The 16,717-nt window shown below is 71.6% G+C and carries 15 protein-coding genes; 11 read left to right on the forward strand and 4 right to left on the reverse strand.

All coding sequences use genetic code 11. The features are described 5' to 3' along the window. Positions 1-220 precede the first annotated feature (220 nt). Positions 221-1,771: a sugar transferase gene (locus tag E1211_RS12875; protein ID WP_132348780.1), complete on the forward strand. Its 1,551-nt coding sequence runs from the start codon at positions 221-223 to the stop codon at positions 1,769-1,771. Here E1211_RS12875 and rfbD read toward each other — a convergent pair. Beyond that, positions 1,719-2,648 (reverse strand): dTDP-4-dehydrorhamnose reductase, encoded by a 930-nt coding sequence (rfbD, locus tag E1211_RS12880; protein WP_132348782.1) that lies wholly within the window; start codon positions 2,646-2,648, stop codon positions 1,719-1,721. The genes E1211_RS12875 and rfbD overlap by 53 nt on opposite strands. After that, the gene (gene rfbB, locus E1211_RS12885; RefSeq protein WP_132348784.1) at positions 2,645-3,658 is read right to left on the reverse strand and encodes a dTDP-glucose 4,6-dehydratase; all 1,014 of its coding nucleotides are present in this window, start codon (positions 3,656-3,658) and stop codon (positions 2,645-2,647) included. The genes rfbD and rfbB overlap by 4 nt, the downstream gene beginning before the upstream one ends. 82 nt (positions 3,659-3,740) lie before the next feature. On the opposite strand from rfbB, the gene rfbA reads away from it, so the two are divergent. After that, complete coding sequence (rfbA, locus tag E1211_RS12890) at positions 3,741-4,628, forward strand: glucose-1-phosphate thymidylyltransferase RfbA (protein ID WP_132348786.1); 888 nt, start codon at positions 3,741-3,743, stop codon at positions 4,626-4,628. Further along, positions 4,625-5,236, forward strand: coding sequence for a dTDP-4-dehydrorhamnose 3,5-epimerase (gene rfbC, locus E1211_RS12895; protein ID WP_132348788.1), 612 nt, complete (start codon positions 4,625-4,627; stop codon positions 5,234-5,236). The genes rfbA and rfbC overlap by 4 nt, the downstream gene beginning before the upstream one ends. Before the next feature lie 89 nt (positions 5,237-5,325). Here rfbC and E1211_RS12900 read toward each other — a convergent pair whose 3' ends face one another. Further along, entirely contained in the window at positions 5,326-6,048 is a 723-nt protein-coding gene (locus E1211_RS12900) for a YveK family protein (RefSeq protein WP_132348790.1), read from the reverse strand. Between the two features lie 285 nt (positions 6,049-6,333). On the opposite strand from E1211_RS12900, the gene E1211_RS12905 reads away from it, so the two are divergent. The 7 genes from E1211_RS12905 (at position 6,334) to E1211_RS12935 (ending at position 14,402) form a co-directional block, all read left to right on the forward strand. Next, complete coding sequence (locus E1211_RS12905; protein WP_132348792.1) at positions 6,334-7,530, forward strand: hypothetical protein; 1,197 nt, start codon at positions 6,334-6,336, stop codon at positions 7,528-7,530. A 2-nt stretch (positions 7,531-7,532) separates the two neighbouring features. Next, positions 7,533-8,384 carry a glycosyltransferase family 2 protein gene (locus tag E1211_RS12910; protein WP_132348794.1) on the forward strand — a complete coding sequence of 284 codons (852 nt, stop codon included), beginning with the start codon at positions 7,533-7,535 and terminating at the stop codon, positions 8,382-8,384. Next, entirely contained in the window at positions 8,381-9,475 is a 1,095-nt protein-coding gene (locus E1211_RS12915) for a glycosyltransferase family 4 protein (protein ID WP_132348796.1), read from the forward strand. The genes E1211_RS12910 and E1211_RS12915 overlap by 4 nt, the downstream gene beginning before the upstream one ends. Further along, positions 9,462-10,823: a hypothetical protein gene (locus E1211_RS12920; RefSeq protein WP_132348798.1), complete on the forward strand. Its 1,362-nt coding sequence runs from the start codon at positions 9,462-9,464 to the stop codon at positions 10,821-10,823. The genes E1211_RS12915 and E1211_RS12920 overlap by 14 nt, the downstream gene beginning before the upstream one ends. Continuing rightward, positions 10,820-11,746 carry a glycosyltransferase family 2 protein gene (locus tag E1211_RS12925; protein WP_132348800.1) on the forward strand — a complete coding sequence of 309 codons (927 nt, stop codon included), beginning with the start codon at positions 10,820-10,822 and terminating at the stop codon, positions 11,744-11,746. The genes E1211_RS12920 and E1211_RS12925 overlap by 4 nt, the downstream gene beginning before the upstream one ends. Further along, positions 11,746-12,615 (forward strand): glycosyltransferase family 2 protein, encoded by an 870-nt coding sequence (locus E1211_RS12930; RefSeq protein ID WP_132348802.1) that lies wholly within the window; start codon positions 11,746-11,748, stop codon positions 12,613-12,615. Before E1211_RS12925 ends, E1211_RS12930 begins: the two co-directional genes overlap by 1 nt. 221 nt (positions 12,616-12,836) lie before the next feature. Next, positions 12,837-14,402 carry a glycosyltransferase family 39 protein gene (locus tag E1211_RS12935; RefSeq protein WP_132348804.1) on the forward strand — a complete coding sequence of 522 codons (1,566 nt, stop codon included), beginning with the start codon at positions 12,837-12,839 and terminating at the stop codon, positions 14,400-14,402. 85 nt (positions 14,403-14,487) lie between these two features. On the opposite strand, the gene E1211_RS12940 is transcribed toward E1211_RS12935, so the two are convergent. Next, positions 14,488-15,714 (reverse strand): hypothetical protein, encoded by a 1,227-nt coding sequence (locus tag E1211_RS12940; protein WP_132348806.1) that lies wholly within the window; start codon positions 15,712-15,714, stop codon positions 14,488-14,490. A 147-nt stretch (positions 15,715-15,861) separates the two neighbouring features. On the opposite strand from E1211_RS12940, the gene E1211_RS12945 reads away from it, so the two are divergent. Further along, positions 15,862-16,713, forward strand: coding sequence for a MurR/RpiR family transcriptional regulator (locus E1211_RS12945; RefSeq protein ID WP_132348808.1), 852 nt, complete (start codon positions 15,862-15,864; stop codon positions 16,711-16,713). Positions 16,714-16,717 lie beyond the last annotated feature (4 nt).

A 16,717-nucleotide genomic window follows, 5' to 3' on the forward strand; every position in this document is an offset into this window, starting at 1 on the left:
GGCCGGGTGGGCAGCGAGAGCGTCGTGTTCGCGGACCCGGCGAAGGCCAAGGTCCTCTTCAACGCGGTCCGTCATGATTCGGTCCCCGAGATCCTGGCCGCCGGAAAGTAGGATGTCGAAATGTTCCGCTGGCTATAGCCGTAAGGCTGACCTGGTCATATCCTGCGATCGCCCATAAGCCGGCATGCACGGCGTGGGGCCTCACGGGGGAGGACCAACCATGTCAAGCCAACCGGCGGTAAGCGACTCGGCGGTGCAGGCCGAGCACCGCGACAGAGCTCCGCATCAATCGGTGGTGGCGCAACGCGACGCGGCCGGCGATGAGGGCAGGGGCGCGGTTACCCCCGTCCGTCTGACGAGGGAACCGTCGGACACTGTCGAGAAGCGCATCAATCTCGACACGACCACGGTCCTGCCCTACGCCGGCTCGCGGGCCTCCAAGCGCACGCGGGGGCTGCGGTCGTGGATGTTGACCGCTCCCTTCGACGTCGTCGCGCTCCTGGCGCCGCTACTGCTCAGCCAGAACTACTGGCGCGGAACCTTGGCCAACGCGGCTCTCACGGTGGCCATCTTCGCGACCGGCGGGCTCTACCGGGCCCGCCGTCACATCGGCATCCTCGACGAACTGCCGAGCATCTGCGGGCGCCTGTTGGCCTCCGCCGCGGTGGTGGCCATCATCGCGGCGGAGCGCCACGATTCGGTGACGTACGTCGGGGGTTTCATGCGAGGTGTCGCGATCTCCGCCGGCCTGGTGATCGTCGGTCGTGCGATCAGCAGGTTGCTCGCCAACGCCGCGCGGAAGCGCCGGTGGGTGGAGCACAACGCCATCGTCATCGGCAGCGGCCCGGTCGGCATGGAGCTCGCCCGGCTGCTGCGGCGCTATCCGCGCTACGGCCTCCGCTTCGTCGGCTGCGTCGACGTGGCCTCACGGCAGGGCGCCGGATCGGTTCCGCTCATCGGGACGCTCGACGACCTCGAGCAGCTCACCACGATGCTGGAGTGCGACGTCCTGATCATCGCCGATCCGGACTGCCCGGAGGCCACCCTGATGGACATCCTCCTGCGGCCCGGCAGTTCACGCTGCGACCTCTGGGCGGTACCGCGTCTCTGGGGTTCCCGGTCGCTCGGCGGCTACCCCGACCACATCGGAGCGATCCCGATCGTCAAGATCGGTGACACCACGCTCTCCGGCCCGCGCTGGGCCATCAAGCGCGCCTCCGACGCCCTCTTCGCCACCGTGGCACTTGTGGTGTTGAGCCCGATACTCCTGCTCTGCGCGGTCGCGACCTTCCTCGAGGGCGGCCGGGGCATCTTCTTCCGCCAGGAGCGGATCGGCCGGTACGGCAAGCCGTTCAACGTTCTCAAGTTCCGCTCCATGCGCCCGGTGAACGAGCACGAGTCGCAGACGAACTGGTCGATCGCACACGACCAGCGGGTCGGACCGGTCGGGCGCTTCATGCGCCGCACATCCCTCGACGAGCTGCCTCAGCTCTGGAACATCCTGCGCGGTGAGATGAGTGTCGTCGGGCCGCGGCCCGAGAGGCCGTACTTCGTCGAGAAGTTCTCGGCGGAGTACCCCAACTACGCGATGCGTCACCGGGTGCCCGTCGGGCTCACCGGCCTGGCGCAGGTCAGCGGCTTGCGGGGCGATACGCCGATCTCCGACCGCGCCAGGTTCGACAACTACTACATCGAGAACTGGTCGCTCTGGCTCGATATCAAGGTCGTGGTGCGTACGGTCGCGGAGGTGTTCCGCGCCGGCGGCCGTTGACGCCCTGGCTGCTAGGAGTTGGTCCGGCCAGCGACTCGGCGAGAGCGGACCGCCAGTCGGTCATCGGTCGTAGGCCCGCCGCCGCCCAGCGCTCGTGCGCCAGGACGCTGTAGGCGGGGCGGGGGGCCGGCCGGCGGAAGTGGTCGCTGCTGGTCGGCCGGATGCGGTCGGGGTCGAGGCCGCGCAGGGTGAACACGGCACGCGCGAGGCCGTACCAGGTGGTCTCGCCGGATGCGGTGCCGTGGTAGACGCCGGGCGCGGCGCGACCGGCGAGCGCCGCGTCGGCCAGGGCGACAAGCTGCTGCGCCAGCGCGTACGACCAGGTGGGCTGCCCTCGCTGGTCGTCCACGACATCCAACGACTCCCGTTCCCCGGCGAGCCGCAGCATCGTCGCGACGAAGTTGGGGCCGTGTTCCCCGTAGAGCCAGGCGGTCCGTACGACGTATCCGGCGTCGGGCAGCAGCCGGTTCACGGCGAGCTCCCCGACGAGCTTGCTGCGTCCGTAGGCGTTGAGCGGAGCCGGCGCGGCGTCCTCCGGGTACGGTTCGGTGGCGTCGCCCCGGAACACGTAGTCGGTGGAGACCTGGATCATCCGGGCGCCGGCCCCGGCGCAGGCGTCGGCCAGGTGCGCGACGGCGTCGCCGTTGACGGCGGTGGCCGCCGCCTCCTGGGCCTCGGCGCCGTCCACATCGGTCCACGCCGCCGCGTTGATCACGATGTCGTGGCCGTCGACGACGGCGCGTACCGCCGCGGCGTCGGTCACGTCGAGCTCGGCCCGGGTGGTGGCGGTGACGGAGAGGTCGGGACGGGTACGGAGCACCGCCTGCAGGTCCCGGCCCAACATCCCGCCGGCGCCGGTGACCAGTAGCCGGCTCATGCGACGACCGGTGCCTTGCCGCCGGCCTTCAGCGGCTCCCACCAGGCACGATTCTCCCGGTACCAGCGCACGGTCTCGGCGAGTCCGTGCTCCAGGTCGATGCTGGGGACGTACCCCAACTCCTCGCTGATCTTGGTGATGTCCAGCGAGTAGCGGCGGTCGTGGCCCTTGCGGTCGGCGACCGGGACGACCCGATCCCAGCCGGCGCCGCACGCCTCCAGCAGCCGGCCGGTGAGTTCCCTGTTGGTCAGCTCGGTGCCGCCACCGATGTTGTAGACCTCGCCGGCCCGACCCCGCTGCTGCACCAGGGCGATCCCCCGGCAGTGGTCGTGCACGTGCAGCCAGTCCCGCACGTTCCCGCCGTCGCCGTAGAGCGGCACGGTGCCGCCGTCGAGGAGGTTGGTGACGAAGAGCGGAATGACCTTCTCCGGGAACTGGTACGGCCCGTAGTTGTTGGAGCAGCGGGTGACCACCACGTCCATGCCGTGGGTGCGGTGGTACGCCAACGCGAGCAGGTCGGAGCCGGCCTTGGAGGCCGAGTACGGCGAGTTGGGTGACAGCGGCCAGGTCTCGGTCCACGAGCCGGTGTCGATCGAGCCGTACACCTCGTCGGTCGAGACGTGCACGAAGCGGCCGACGTTGTGGCGCAGTGCGGCGTCCAGGAGGGTCTGGGTGCCGAGGACGTTGGTCGTGACGAACGGTGCGGCACCGGCGATGGACCGGTCGACGTGGGACTCGGCGGCGAAGTGCACGATCACGTCGTGCCCGGGCACGACCTCTTCGACGAGAGCGGCGTCGCAGATGTCACCGTGCACGAACCGTAGCCGGCCGTCCCCGGCGACCGGCGCGAGGTTGGCCCGGTTGCCCGAGTAGGTCAGCGCGTCGAGCACGGTGACGCCGGCCGGTTCGAGCTCGGACACGCCCGCCGCGTGGCCCCCGGGAACGCCGAGGAGCATGCGGACGTACTCAGACCCGATGAATCCGGCTCCGCCGGTGACGAGGACTCTCACGAGTCCAGGAGTGTACGCAGGACAGCCACGGGGCAGGGTGCACGGGACCTCGGCCTTTGGCCGGTGCGGGTAGCCTCCCCGTGTGCGCGGAATCCTTCTCGCCGGCGGCACCGGCTCTCGGCTCTGGCCGATCACCCGGGCGGTGTCCAAGCAGCTGATGCCGGTCTTCGACAAGCCGATGGTCTACTACCCGCTCTCCACGCTCGTCATGTCCGGAGTGCGGGAGATCCTGGTGATCACCACGCCGGAGGATCAGGGCCAGTTTCAGCGGCTGCTCGGTGACGGGAGCCAGTGGGGGCTGCGACTCGAGTACGTCACGCAGGCCCGCCCGGAGGGCATCGCGCAGGCCTTCGTCCTGGGTGCGGACTTCATCGGCGACGAGTCGGTCGCGCTGATCCTGGGCGACAACATCTTCTACGGTGTCGGCCTGGGACGGCAGCTCGCCGCCGACGGCGACCCGGTCGGCGGGCGGGTGTTCGCCTACCCGGTGGCCGACCCGACGGCCTACGGGGTGGTCGAATTCGACGTCGACGGCCGGGTGCTCTCGATCGAGGAGAAGCCGGAGAAGCCGAAGTCGCGCTACGCGGTACCGGGGCTCTACTTCTACGACAACCGGGTGGTCGAGATCGCTCGTCACCTCAGCCCGAGCGACCGGGGCGAGCTGGAGATCACGGCGGTGAACGAGGCGTACCTCAAGGCGGGTGAGCTGTCGGTGACGGTGCTGGACCGGGGCACCGCCTGGCTGGACACGGGTACGTTCGCCGCGATGATGCAGGCCGCCGAGTTCGTGCGGGTGATCGAGGAGCGGCAGGGCATGAAGATCGGCTGCGTCGAGGAGGTCGCCTGGCGGGCCGGCCTGATCGACGACGAGCAGCTGCGGGAGTTGGCCGAGCCGTTGACCAAGAGCGGGTACGGCGACTACCTGCTCGGCCTGGTGGATGCGGCGTACGACGGGGCGGTGGCCTGGTGAAGTTCCGGGAGCTGAGCATCGAGGGCGCCTGGGAGATCACTCCGCAGCAGCACGGCGACCCCCGCGGGCTCTTCATGGAGTGGTACCGCTTCGACCGGCTCGCCGCCGCCGTCGGTCACCCGCTCCGGCTGGCCCAGGGCAATCTCTCGGTCTCCGCGCGGGGGGTGGTCCGGGGGATCCACTTCGCCGACGTTCCTCCCGGCCAGGCGAAGTACGTCACCTGCGTGCGCGGGGCGGTCATCGACATGGTCGTCGACCTCCGGGTGGGTTCACCCACGTTCGGCCGGTGGGAGGCGGTCCGTCTCGACGACGTCGACCGCCGGGCGGTGTACCTCGGCGAGGGGCTCGGCCACGGCTTCTGCGCGCTCACCGACGACGCCACCCTGAGCTACCTCTGCTCCACCACGTACAACCCGGCCGCCGAGCACGCGGTACATCCCCTCGACCCGCAGCTGGCGATCGACTGGCCGGTCGAGACGCCGCTGCTGTCGGCCCGTGACGCGGCCGCGCCCACGCTGGCTCAGGCCCGCGAGTCGGGGCTGCTACCGGAGTACGAGACCTGCCGGGCGTTCACGGCCGGCCTGGCGTCGAGCGTCGGCTCCGCCTGACCGCGGCACCGTCGCGGCGTCCTGACAGTCGGTTCGGGGTGCCGGGACGGCCCCGGCCACAACCGGCCCGGGCCGCCGGTCGGCGGTGTTCAGCTGGACGGGCCGGCGGTGACCGGCTCGGCGGACACGTCGTCGGGTCGTTGGCGGGGCGAGCGCCATCGGCTCCGCACGGCCTCGCGGACGGTCCTGAGATCGGCGCCGATGGGCGTGCCCTCCCGGCGGAAGGAACGGGCGAGGGCCACCCCCAGCCCGATACCGAACCCACCCAGCGCCCCGGCGGCCGCGTGCAGCGGCCAGGCCACGGGCTCGGCACCATCCGGGACGGCGGCCGCCTTGATCACGGAGGCTTTCGCCTTGGTGGTGAGGCCGGCGGGCGGCAGGTCCCGGTCCGCGATCCGCTGCAGTTCGACGGCGAGGGCGTTGGCGATCTCCGCGGCGGTCTCGGCGTCGGGGTACGTGACGGCGACGTCGACCGCCAGGCTGTCCAGCGGGGACGACGCCACGATGTCGTCGGCCAGCTGCGCCGGCGTGTCCGGCAGGCCGAGCGATTCGATGACCGGGACGGTCAGCCGGGAGGTGTTCATCATGCTGGCGTAGCTCTTCACCCGACGCTGCATGTGTTTGCCGGCGTCCGGCGGCGGGGCGCTGGGGGGCTCCTGCGCGCCTTCGGCCACGAACGTGACCAGCAGCTGCACCTCGGATCGGTAGCTGGGGGGTTGACGTGCGGCCAGGACGCCGGTCCCGACCCCGCCGAGCAGCGCCAGCAGGACGATGGTGATCCAGTGTGCGCCGAAGTTGCGGGCGAGGTACATACGGCTCCAGGTCGGTCGGCCCTCGAAGAGCGCCAGACTACCTCTCGCGCCACCTCGCCCGACCGGGCCACGGTGGTCCCGTCGGCCGCTGCGGAAGACGAGCGCACTCGGCCTTACGGGCGATTGCGGGGCAGATCATGGTTCGGGTAGAAAGTGCCAGCGACGGGGACTCGTCGTACCCGCACAGCTACCGCATCTTCGGGGGAGACGAGTGGAAGGCGTGTCGTTGGTCGACGCTGCTCGATCGTGGTCGGGCCCTGACGCGACGGGCGTCCGGGACAGCGGGTGCTAGGTCTGCTGCGGCGATTCGTCTCACCCGAACGTCTCTACATCGCCGCGCTCGGCCTCACCGGCCTCGCCGCGCTCGTCTCGGTGACGCTGCCCGCGGCGGAACGCGGCGAACTGGCGGCGAACATGGTGAGCGCGACGATGGGTGCGGCGCTCGGCGGTCTGTCCCTCGACACGTTCCTGTTGTCCCGCCCGGCCGGCTGGATCTTCTCCCGGGGGCGGGTCTGGATCTTCACCATCGTCGGAGTGTCGCTGGGGCTCACGGCCGCGGTGGCGGCGCTGCTCACCGCGTTCGCCGGCATCGGCAGCTACGCCGTGGGCATCGGCGCCGCCTGCGGTCTCACGGTCTTCAACACGGCGGCGTCGCTGGGCCTGCGGCTCAAGCGGTTCTGGTTCGTGTACTCGATGCGCGCGGCCGGTGGCGCCGTCCTCGTGGCCGGCTACGCGATCCTCTTCCTGCGGGGCGAGGTCGACGGGAGTCTCTGGAGCGTTCTCTGGCTCGGCGTGCAGCTGGTCGCCGCAGCGGTTCTCGCCGGGGCCGTCCTGGTCTGGGCGCAGGGGTTCCGGCCGATCCCCGCGTCGACCGCCGGGCGCTCCGACTACCGCGCTGACCTCGTCGCCGTCGGGCAGCTGCACGTCGGGGTCTGCGCCCAGATGCTGACGTACCGGTTGAGCCAGATCCTGGTCGCCCGGTTCGCCGGCGCCGGCCCGCTCGGCGTCTACGCCCTCGCCGTGGCCGCCCTGGAATTCGCCCAGTCGGGCGCGGTGGTCAGGTCGCAGCGGATTCTGGCGGAACGGGATCCCGACGCGATCCAGGACCAGAGCAAGAAGGTCGTGAAGGCGGCACTGCCGGTGGCGTCCCTGGCCGTGATCGGGCTCGCCGCCCTCGGTCTGCTGGCTCCCGACTACCGCCACGCCTGGATCTTCGGCCTGTTGCTGCTGCCGGGAACGCTGGCGCTCTCGGCCGGTAAGACCTGGAGCGCCGCCCTGCTCAAGCGAAGCGGTGAGCGGGCCACGACCGGGGTCGCCCTCGTCACCATGTCCGTCTCGGCCGTCCTGTACTTTCTCCTCATCCCCTGGGTCGGCGCGTTCGGCGCCGCCCTGGCCTCGTCGGTCGCGTACGGGGTGTACGCGTTTCGCACCCGGCAGAGCCTGCACCGGTCTTCGCACCTTCTCCTCAATCGGATGGCATAGCGGTGGACGTCTCAATCATCGTGTTGACCTGGGAAGACTTCGATCGGACCAACGGTTGCGTGCGGTCGCTGCCGGCCGGCGCGGAGATCGTCGTCGTGGACAACGGCAGCGCCACCGAGATCAGTGCGGCGTTGCGCGCGATGTGCGACGAGACCGGCGCCAGGTACGTCCGGTCGGAGACGAACCTGGGCTACGCCAAGGGGATGAACCTGGGTGTGCGGCACAGCACCCGCTCGCGCGTGATCCTGTCGAACAACGACATCGTCGTCCGGCCCGGCGCCATCGAGGAGTTGATGGCGCGACTGGACGACCCGGCGGTGGGCGCCGCCTTCCCGAAGGTGCTGGACGCGACGGGGAAGGACCAGACGGCGGCGGGACGGTTCCTGACGGTCGGCGCCGGTCTCGGGCACGCCACGGGGCTGAGCCTGCTCTTCCCGCGGCTGCGGATCGTCTCCACCCCGGAGCACGGCGATTGGCTCTCGGGGCCCTTCGTCGCCATCCGCCGGCAGGTTCTCGACGAGATCGGTGGCGTGGACGAGTCGTCCTTCTTCTACTCGGAGGATCTGCGCCTGTGCTGGGCGGTGCGGCAGCTGGGGCTGCGGCTGGCCTACGTGCCGGAGTCCGTCGTGACGCACGAGGACGACGCGAGCGCCAAGCGCCGATGGGCGGTGGAGGAGATCTCCCGCCGGCAGACCCGGGAGTTCATCCGGGCCAGCCGCGAGTTGGCCGGCTGGCGCGGCAGCATCGCCTGCTCCGCGTACACGCTCGGGGTGCTCCTGCGGGCGGCTGTCGGGGGCGGATCAGCCCGGCGAGCGGTGGCCAGAGGCGCCATCGAAGGAATGACCGCACGATGAGGATCCTGTTCGTCTGCACCACCGGCGGATCGGGTCGGCGACAGCTCGGCGGCGCCGAGCGTTTCCTCATCGAGATGCTTCCGGCGCTGACCGCCGAGGGGGTGGAGGTCGTCGCCGCGACCCCCGACGACGAGGTGGCCGAATCGTTGCGGGCCTCCGGGATCCGCTGGCTTCCGCTCGGTGCGACGCGGCGGGTCGACCTGGCCTACGCGCGGGGGATCCGGCGGCTCGTCGACGAGTTGCGGCCGGACGTGGTGAGCGCCCACCTGCTGTCGGCGGCGATGCACGTACGCGCGGGGTTGGGCATCCAGGGACGCAGGACGCCGCTGGTGGTGGCCCTGCACAACAGCCTCTGGCAGTACCGTGACGCGGCGGAGTCGTTGCGGGCGAAGGCCGCGGTCCAGGCGAACATCAGCACCGACCTGATCTCCCGTCGGCTCAGGCCCCACGCCACCGTCGCGGTCTCCGCCTTCGAGGCCGAGGAGCTGAGGGTACGCGGACACGTCCGCGACGTCCACGTGATCAACAATCCGCTGCCGGCGGTGTGGCCGAACGTCGACGACACGCCCAACCTCGGGCCGGGAGACCCGGTCCGGGTCGGTTTCCTCGGCCGGATCGAGAAGGAGAAGGGCGCGGATCTGCTGCCGGAGATCGCCGCCGCGCTGCCCGAGGTCGAGTTCCTGATCGCGGGCGCCGGCACCGTTCCGGTGGCGTCGTCGCCGAACGTCAAGCTCGTCGGGCGGGTGGACGCGGCGGCGTTCCTGCAGAAGGTCGACTGCCTGCTCGTCCCGTCGCGGGTGGAGTCCTTCGGGCGCAGCGCCCTGGAGGCGATGTCCCTCGGGGTGCCGGTCGTGCACTCCGGCGTCGGCGGGCTGGCGGAGATCACCCGGCGGGCCACCGGCGTTCTCGGCTACGAGGCGGGCATGAACCCGGCGGCGATGGTGACGGCCATCCGGGCGGCGACACAGCGATCCGCCTACACGGAGCAGCGCCGCGAACTGGCGCGCGAGTACGCGATCGAGTATTCCTTCGCCCGGTGCGTACAGAACTGGCTCCAGCTTTACCGTACGGTCGCCGATGACCGGCGCTGAGCGGCGGCTCTGGTCCGTCGGCATCCCCGTCGTCGCCGGGGCGCTACTCCTGCTCGCCACCCGGAACGTCGGGGTCGCGATCACGATCGGACTGGCGGTCGGGGCCCTGCTGGCCGCCCGCTGCCGGATGTGGGCGCTGGCCGCCTGCGCGGCGGCGTGGAGTGCGGCCTTCCTCGCGGTGTGGGCCCTGCCCGGCCCCTACGACTCCTGGGCCGGCACGGCGGTGCTGCCCGTGCTCGCCGGGTACGTGACGGTCTTCCTCGTCGCGTGGTCCGTCGGCCGACGGGTGACCGGTCCGTCGTCCACCGTCGTCGCGTCGGCTCGGCCGTCGCTCTCCTGGCCATCCGAACGGCGGCTGCTGACCTACCTCTTCGTGCTGCTCGGCATCGCCGCGGTGACCGCTGCGGTCCGGTACCGCGGGGTGCTGCCGCCGCTTCTGGCCGACAATCCGGACGCCGCGCGGCAGGTGCTACGCCAGCAGTCCAACATCGTCATCGGATTGCTCTCCGAGGCGTGGACCCTCGGGATGGCCATCTCGCTGCTGCGCGCCCTCTCCGGGACGCTACGGGGTTCGCTCATCTTCTACGCTCTCGCCGGCGTCTTCACGGTCGGCGCGGCCCTCGGTGCGAGCAAGAACTCGGTGCTCGTGGGGGTGGCTCCCGCGCTCATCACCGCGCTGTCGGTGCGTCGTCCACCGTGGCGGATGGCGCGGCTCCTGCCGACCCGGCTGCTGCCGACGAAGTCCGTTTCGAAGACGACAGTCGTTCTTCTCATCGGCGCCGTGGCGCTCGGGGCCGCCGTCTATCTCGGCGGGCAGCGTACGCTCGCGGGCACCGGCACCTTCGAGACCGAGTTCCGGTCACGGTACGGCAACAACGCCTTGGCCAGCAGCGCCGGCTCGCTCGACCTGTCGCTCAGCTCGTCGACGGAGACCTTCGGCCGGCTCTGGTCGCAGCGGGAACACCTCGACCCGGCGTACGGCGCCTACTCGCTGACCTTCCTGGGCTCCCGCGTCCAACCGCTGGTCGGCGAGGTCGACCTGTACGGCGTGACGTCCCAGCTCAGCCAGCCGTACTTCATGAACACGGCGACCTTCGCGGCCATCCCCCTGCTCGACTACGGTCCGGTCGGCGCCCTGTTCTTCTTCGCGGCGTTGGGGTTGGCGGTCGGCGCGAGCGAGCGCTGGTTCGAGTTCTCGACGGCGCCGGCGGAGCAGCTGGGGCGGGGCTTCATCGTGTACTTCGCCCTCTTCGGCATCTACGAGCTCTACCCGCTCATCTATCCAACCTGGCTGAGCCTGGTGCCCGGGCTCTGGATCCTGCATCGGCTGGGGAGACCCGCGACATGAACACGGCGCCCTTCACGGGCCTCACGATCGTCACCGTCCTCTACCGCTCCGGCGAGATGTTGGCGCAGACCCTGCCGACCTGGGCACGCAGCGCCCGGGAGCTGCCGGTGCGGTTCATCTTCGCCGACAACTGGCCGCAAGACGGCTGCGAGAAGGTCGTCGCGGAGCACGTCGACGCCGCGCGGTACGAGTACCTGCCGGACTCGTCGAATCCCGGCTTCGCGGCGGGTTGCAACCGGGCGGTCGCGGCCGTGACCACGAGCCACGTGCTGCTGCTGAATCCCGACGTCTGGCTGCCCGAGGACGCCCTGGACCGGCTCTGCGCCGCCATCGCGGACGACCCCGGGTCGCCGATCGCGATCGGCCTGGCGATGCACGGCGGCGAGTACGTGGGCATCAGCCTGAATCCCATCTCGCTCTTCATCGACCGGCCCGCGCGCTCCACACGGGCGGCGATAGGCCCGTCGGGCGGCGCAGCCGTCTTCCCCACCGCGCTGTTCCACCGGTTCGGGGGTTTCTACGAGCACCTCTTCGCCTGGGGCGAGGACGCCGACCTCGCCCTACGCCTCTACGCCGACGGATCGCGCACCCGGGAGCTGGACCTCGTGCTTCCGCACGCCGGTGGTCACAGCGTCGAGGGCGACAACAAGCTCCAGGGCTTCCGCGCGTTCCTGCTGGCCCGCAACCGGCTCCTGGTCGCGGCCCGCACCTTCACCTGGCCGTTGATGCTCGTCGCGATCCCCGTGCTCGCGGTGGCGCACCTCGCGCTGGCCGCCCGCCGCGCCCGCCAGGGACTGCTGCGGCCGTTCCTCCGCGGCGTCGGGCGTGGCCTGCTCGAAGGGCCGGCCGCTCGCCGCCAGTGGAAGGGCCGCCGGTTCGGCTTCGCATCCCTGTACGGCTACCTCACAGTTCGGAGAGCGTGATGGCAGGACATCGCTGGAGCGTCGTAACCGTCACCTACAACTCGGCGGAGACGCTGCGCCGCTGCTGGCGTGCCGAGGCCAGGCCGTACGAGTGGATCGTCGTCGACAACTCGTCCTCCGACGACTCCGTGGCGGTCGCCGAGGAGCTGGGTGCGCGGGTCGTCCCGCTGGCGGAGAACGTCGGATTCTCCCGGGCCAACAATGTCGGAGTCCGCCAGGCCGCGGGCGAGTACGTCCTCTTCGCCAACCCGGACCTCGAGGTCGGCCCGGACGGCTTCGACGTGCTGGCGCGGCACCTCGACCACCACGGCGGACTGGCCGCGCCTCAACTGCTCTCGTCGGACGGCGTCGCGCAGCCGAACGGTCGCGGCTTCCCCTACGCGACGGCGAAGGTGGGCAACCGCAAGGTCTGGCCGCTGTCCCGGATGCACGCGTCGTACCGGCTGACGGCCGCGCCCGGTGAGGCACGCTGGGTGGCCTGGGTGATGGGGGCGGCGGTCGCCGCGCGCACCGAGGACTTCATCGACTTCGGCGGCTGGAACGAACGGTTCTTCCTCTACTACGAGGACCACGAGCTCGGGCTGCGGGCATGGCGCAAGGGACTGCCCGTCGCGCTGATCGGCGATGTCCGGTGGACCCACCACTGGGGCCGGGCCACGAACTCGTTCCGGTGGTCGCGCGCGCACACGCTGGAGTTGCAGAGCGCCCGGACCTTCTTCGGCATGTTTCCCGAGTTCCTGACGGGGCTGCCGCCGGCCTCCCGCCGCCACCGGGCGGCAGCCCGGCTGATCGGTTCACCGGTGTCGCCCGTCCCCGCCCCCCGGCGAGGCGAGCCGTCGCCGGCACCGGTCCGGCCGACCGTCGACTGAGCCGTGTCACCGGACGCCCTTCTCCGGCGCCGATGCGCGGCCCGCTGACACCGACGCCTCTTTGGTAGCGTCGCGCCGTGTCCGAGACGCGCCCGCCTTGGGCCCTTTCCACATCTGTGGCCTTCACGTCGGACCTTCACCCGCCGGTGCTGCCCCCGCCGGCCAGCACCCCACCGAGGTCCGGCGTGGCCGGGCGGGCGCCGCGGAGCCGCCCGGCGCCGATGCCGTACTGGCCGATCGCCGCCGTCATCATCGCGCTCGGCGTGGTGCTACGGGTCCGCCAGTGGTCGTTCGCACGCAGTTTCTGGGGCGACGAGCTGTACGTGGCGCACAACCTCCGTGACCGGGGCTACCTCGACCTGTTGGAGCCGCTGGCGTTCAGTCAGACGGCCCCGCCGGGGTGGTTGTGGTTGGAGCGCCTCTCGCTCGAACTCTTCGGTGCGACCGAACAGTCGTTGCGGCTCGTACCGTTGCTCTTCGGGCTGGCGCTGCTGCCGCTGGTCGGATACCTCGGGCGCCGGCTCATGCCACCGCCGTCCGCGCTCGCGGCGCTGCTCCTCGTCGCGATCGCGCCGTTCCTGGTCGGCTACTCCAACGAACTCAAGCAGTACAGCGCGGACGCCTTCTGCGTGACGCTGCTCGTCGGGATCGCGCTCCTGCTGACCCGTCACGAGCTGACCTGGCGCGGCGGCCTGGTCTTCTGGACGACGTCGCTGGCCGTGCTGGTGCTGAGCACGCTGGCCATCCCGGTCGTCGGCGCCCTCACGGTGTTGCTCGCCGTCCACGCGCTGGCCCGCCCGGGCCGCGACCGGGCGGAGCGGCTGCGGGAGCTGGCACGCTTCGTCGCGCCGGCGCCGGTCTGGATCGTCGCCGCGGTGTGGGTCTACGTCGGCCTGCTGGCGCCGGGGTTGAGCGATCCTCAGTTGAAGGCCTACTGGCGGGGCAAGTCGATCTACCCGGCACACCCGTTGAGCGATCTGTCCGCCACTGTGGACTGGGTCGGCGCGACCTACCGGACCCTGGCCACCGTGCCCTTCGTGGTCTGGTCGATCTGGGTCGTCGTCCCGTTGCTGGCGGTCGGCGCGGTCCTGTGCTGGCGCCGGCTGAATCCGCTCGCCGTGTTCATCCTGCTCGCCCCGTTGGCGGTCGGTCTCGGCGGCGCCGCCTTGTCGATCTATCCCTTCAACGGGAGGCTGGCGCTCTACGCCGTGCCGTCGTGGCTGATGCTGGCCGGCTTCGCGGTCGCGTCACCGCGTGCCCGGCACCCGGTTCTCGGCTGGATCGGCTGGGGCGCGGGAGCCGCCCTGGTCGTCGCGCTGGCGGTGCCGCAGCTGGCGATGGACGTGGTCGTCACGGCGAACCCCGCGCGGGCATTCCACCAGGGTGGTGGCGCCAACGTGGCCGACTACCGGTCCGCGCTGGGCCACCTGCGTGCCGAGCTCCGCCCCGGGGACCTGGTCCTGGCGACCCCGGTGGCGTGGAACGCGCAGGCCTACTACGGCCCGCCGACGGACGGTTACGTGGTTCCGGCCGAGCCGGGCGGCTGCGCGAGGCAGCCGGTGTCGACGCTGCTGGCCGGGCGATCGCGGGTGTGGCTGTTCCAGGCCACCGACTGGGACGAGCCGCAGAACCGCGACCTGATCGTGCGGCTCGGCAGTGGTGGGGCAGCCGTCACCGAGCGGACGTTCCGCGGTGCCCGGGTGGTGCGGTTCGACCTCACCGGCACCGCGGCCGTGGGCGACGACGTCTGCCTGGTGCCGCCGCCGAGGGGCGGCGGCGTCCGCTAGCGCCGGGCGTCGGCTCGGGCGCCGAACGCGGGTGGACCGAGGACCGGCCCACCCGCGGGGAGAGTTCGGAGCGGCGGCGGAGAGGTCAGCTGGTCCGCTTCCACACGTCGCGCAGCGCATCCCAGTTGCCGGCGATTCCGGCCGCGCACGGAGTCTCGAAGTAGACCGCGGTCATGCTGTCGTCGCGGTCCCACCAGATTCCGCAGACGGGACGCCCGTCGTGCCCGTTACCCGCGTACTCGACGTAGCTGCCGGGCGCACCGCTGGCTCCGCCCGTGGTCTTCGACGCCTCCCGCAGCCCTGGTGCGAGCGCCCGGTTGACGACGCCCATCTGCTGGCGGTGGGTACGCGCCGCGGTCTTCTTCTCCGCCGACTCGTAGACCGCGAAGTGCACCGACAGGCTGAGGTACCGGCAGAAGACGTGCCGCTTCTCACCGTCCGGCAACTCCGGGCCGCCGACCTCCGTGTCGACGGCGCATCCGCCCACCTCGGGCAGCCAGGGCTCCGCGATCGGGGCGAGGTCCGCGTCGAACTTGGCTTTGTTCAATGAGTACTGGGTCGCCTCGTAGAGCGGTGGGGAGGCGCTGGTCGACGGATCCGGCGTGTCGCCGCCGCCGAGCGCTCCACCCGAGAGGAGTCCGGCCCCGCCGGCCAGGACGGCGGCCAGGACGACGGCGCCGATCCAGAGCCCGGTCCGGCTGCGAGGCGGCCGCGCGACCGGGGCGATCCGGGGCTCGCCGGACGTGTCGAGCGGGTTCGGCGTGGTGGGAACCGGTGGGACGGCCGGTCCGGATTGCGCCACCGGCGGGTGGGCCCAGCCCTCGATGGGCGGCACGGTCGGCAGCGCGGCGGTGTGCAGGGTCCAGGGCGCGCCGGACGTCGGCTGCGGCGCGCCGGAGACCGGCGAACCGGAAACCTGCTGCGGGGCGCCCGACACGGGTGGACCGGAGACCTGCTGCGGCACCCCGGAGACCGGGGAGGGTTGTCCGTCGTCTGCGGTGGGTACTGGTTGGTACTCCTGACCCAGGGCCTGGAACAGCTTCTCCGCGCCGGGGCCGACCTCCGCCGAGTAGGCCACCCACGGCTCGGGCGCGGAGAAGTCGGCGTACATGAAGGCCAGGCCGTCCGGCATCTGCGACATGCTGTTGGCGATGCCCGCGAAGCTCTCCCGCCAGCCCGGTGTGTTCGCGGCGGCGGCGTCGAGCACGGCCACCGTGACGAACCGCCCCTGCCCGTCAATCGCAGCCCAGGCCTTACCCACCGGGCAGATGCCCAGCATGTGGGTGAACCGGTACGGGCCTACCGACTGCATGTGCACTCCTCTGCTCGACCGCCCTGCGGATCCTACCGATCGCCCGCCCGGCCGGTCGCCCGCCGGTCGGCCGATCGACAGCTCGTCCGCTGGACGACGGAGCGTGCGGGGTTGCCCTCTGAAAGTTTTCATGCATAGAGTCACGGTGTGAATGAAGGAGCCGTCGCCGTGCCCACGCAGCGCGTGCTCGACCTCTTCCACGGCGTCCGGCTCACCCCCACCCAACGCCGGATCGCGCACTGCCTCGTGCAGCACGCCCCGACCGCGGCCTACCTCTCCGCCGCCGAGGTGGCCGAGCTGGCCGGGGTGAGCCAGCCGTCGGTCACCCGGTTCGCCGTGGCGCTCGGGCACGACGGCTACCCCGCGCTCCGGCGGCGGCTGCGCGAACTGACCGCCGGCGCCCCGGACGGCCGGGCCGACGGCGGCAACGAACTCCAGCAGGCCGTCCGCGCCGAGATCGGCAACCTGGACCGGCTCGCCGGCGAACTCGCCGACCGTGACCGGATCGCCGACACCGGGAAGCTGCTCGCCGCCAGCCGGCCACTCCCGGTCCTGGGCCTGCGCGCCGCCGCGCCGCTGGCCGCGTACTTCGCCTACTTCGCCGCGAAGGTGCACCCGGACGTGCGGGTGCTCGACGACGGCGGCAGCCTGCTCACCGACCGCCTCGAGCAGGCCGCCGCGGCGGGGGCGGGCGCCCTGCTCGCCTTCGTCCTCCCCCGCTACCCACGGGAGACCCTGGACGCGCTCCGCGAGGCCCGCGCCGCCGGGCTCACCGTGGTGGCGATCACCGACTCGCCGGTCAGCCCGGCCGCCGAACACGCCGACGTGCTGCTGCCCGCCGCCGTCGGCGCCGACCTCGTCTTCGACCTGCACACCGCCCCGATGGCCCTGGCCATGGTGCTGCTCCAGGCGATCTGCGACGCCGCGCCGGCCGACACCCAGCGTCGGCTGGAGGCGTTCGAGTCGTCCGCCGCCCGCCGACAGCTGTTCCTCGACTGAGAGG

Origin of the sequence: Micromonospora sp. 15K316 (genome assembly GCF_004348525.1) — a bacterium.
Lineage (GTDB): Bacteria > Actinomycetota > Actinomycetes > Mycobacteriales > Micromonosporaceae > Micromonospora.

What these genes read in the sequence shown, in the direction of transcription:
- E1211_RS12875 (WP_132348780.1), top strand. Translation starts at nt 221, where the DNA reads ATGTCAAGCCAACCGGCGGTAAGCGACTCGGCGGTGCAGGCCGAGCAC.
- rfbD (WP_132348782.1), bottom strand. Translation starts at nt 2,648, where the DNA reads ATGAGCCGGCTACTGGTCACCGGCGCCGGCGGGATGTTGGGCCGGGAC.
- E1211_RS12900 (WP_132348790.1), bottom strand. Translation starts at nt 6,048, where the DNA reads ATGTACCTCGCCCGCAACTTCGGCGCACACTGGATCACCATCGTCCTG.
- E1211_RS12915 (WP_132348796.1), top strand. Translation starts at nt 8,381, where the DNA reads ATGAGGATCCTGTTCGTCTGCACCACCGGCGGATCGGGTCGGCGACAG.
- E1211_RS12920 (WP_132348798.1), top strand. Translation starts at nt 9,462, where the DNA reads ATGACCGGCGCTGAGCGGCGGCTCTGGTCCGTCGGCATCCCCGTCGTC.
- E1211_RS12925 (WP_132348800.1), top strand. Translation starts at nt 10,820, where the DNA reads ATGAACACGGCGCCCTTCACGGGCCTCACGATCGTCACCGTCCTCTAC.
- E1211_RS12930 (WP_132348802.1), top strand. Translation starts at nt 11,746, where the DNA reads ATGGCAGGACATCGCTGGAGCGTCGTAACCGTCACCTACAACTCGGCG.
- E1211_RS12935 (WP_132348804.1), top strand. Translation starts at nt 12,837, where the DNA reads ATGCCGTACTGGCCGATCGCCGCCGTCATCATCGCGCTCGGCGTGGTG.
- E1211_RS12940 (WP_132348806.1), bottom strand. Translation starts at nt 15,714, where the DNA reads ATGCAGTCGGTAGGCCCGTACCGGTTCACCCACATGCTGGGCATCTGC.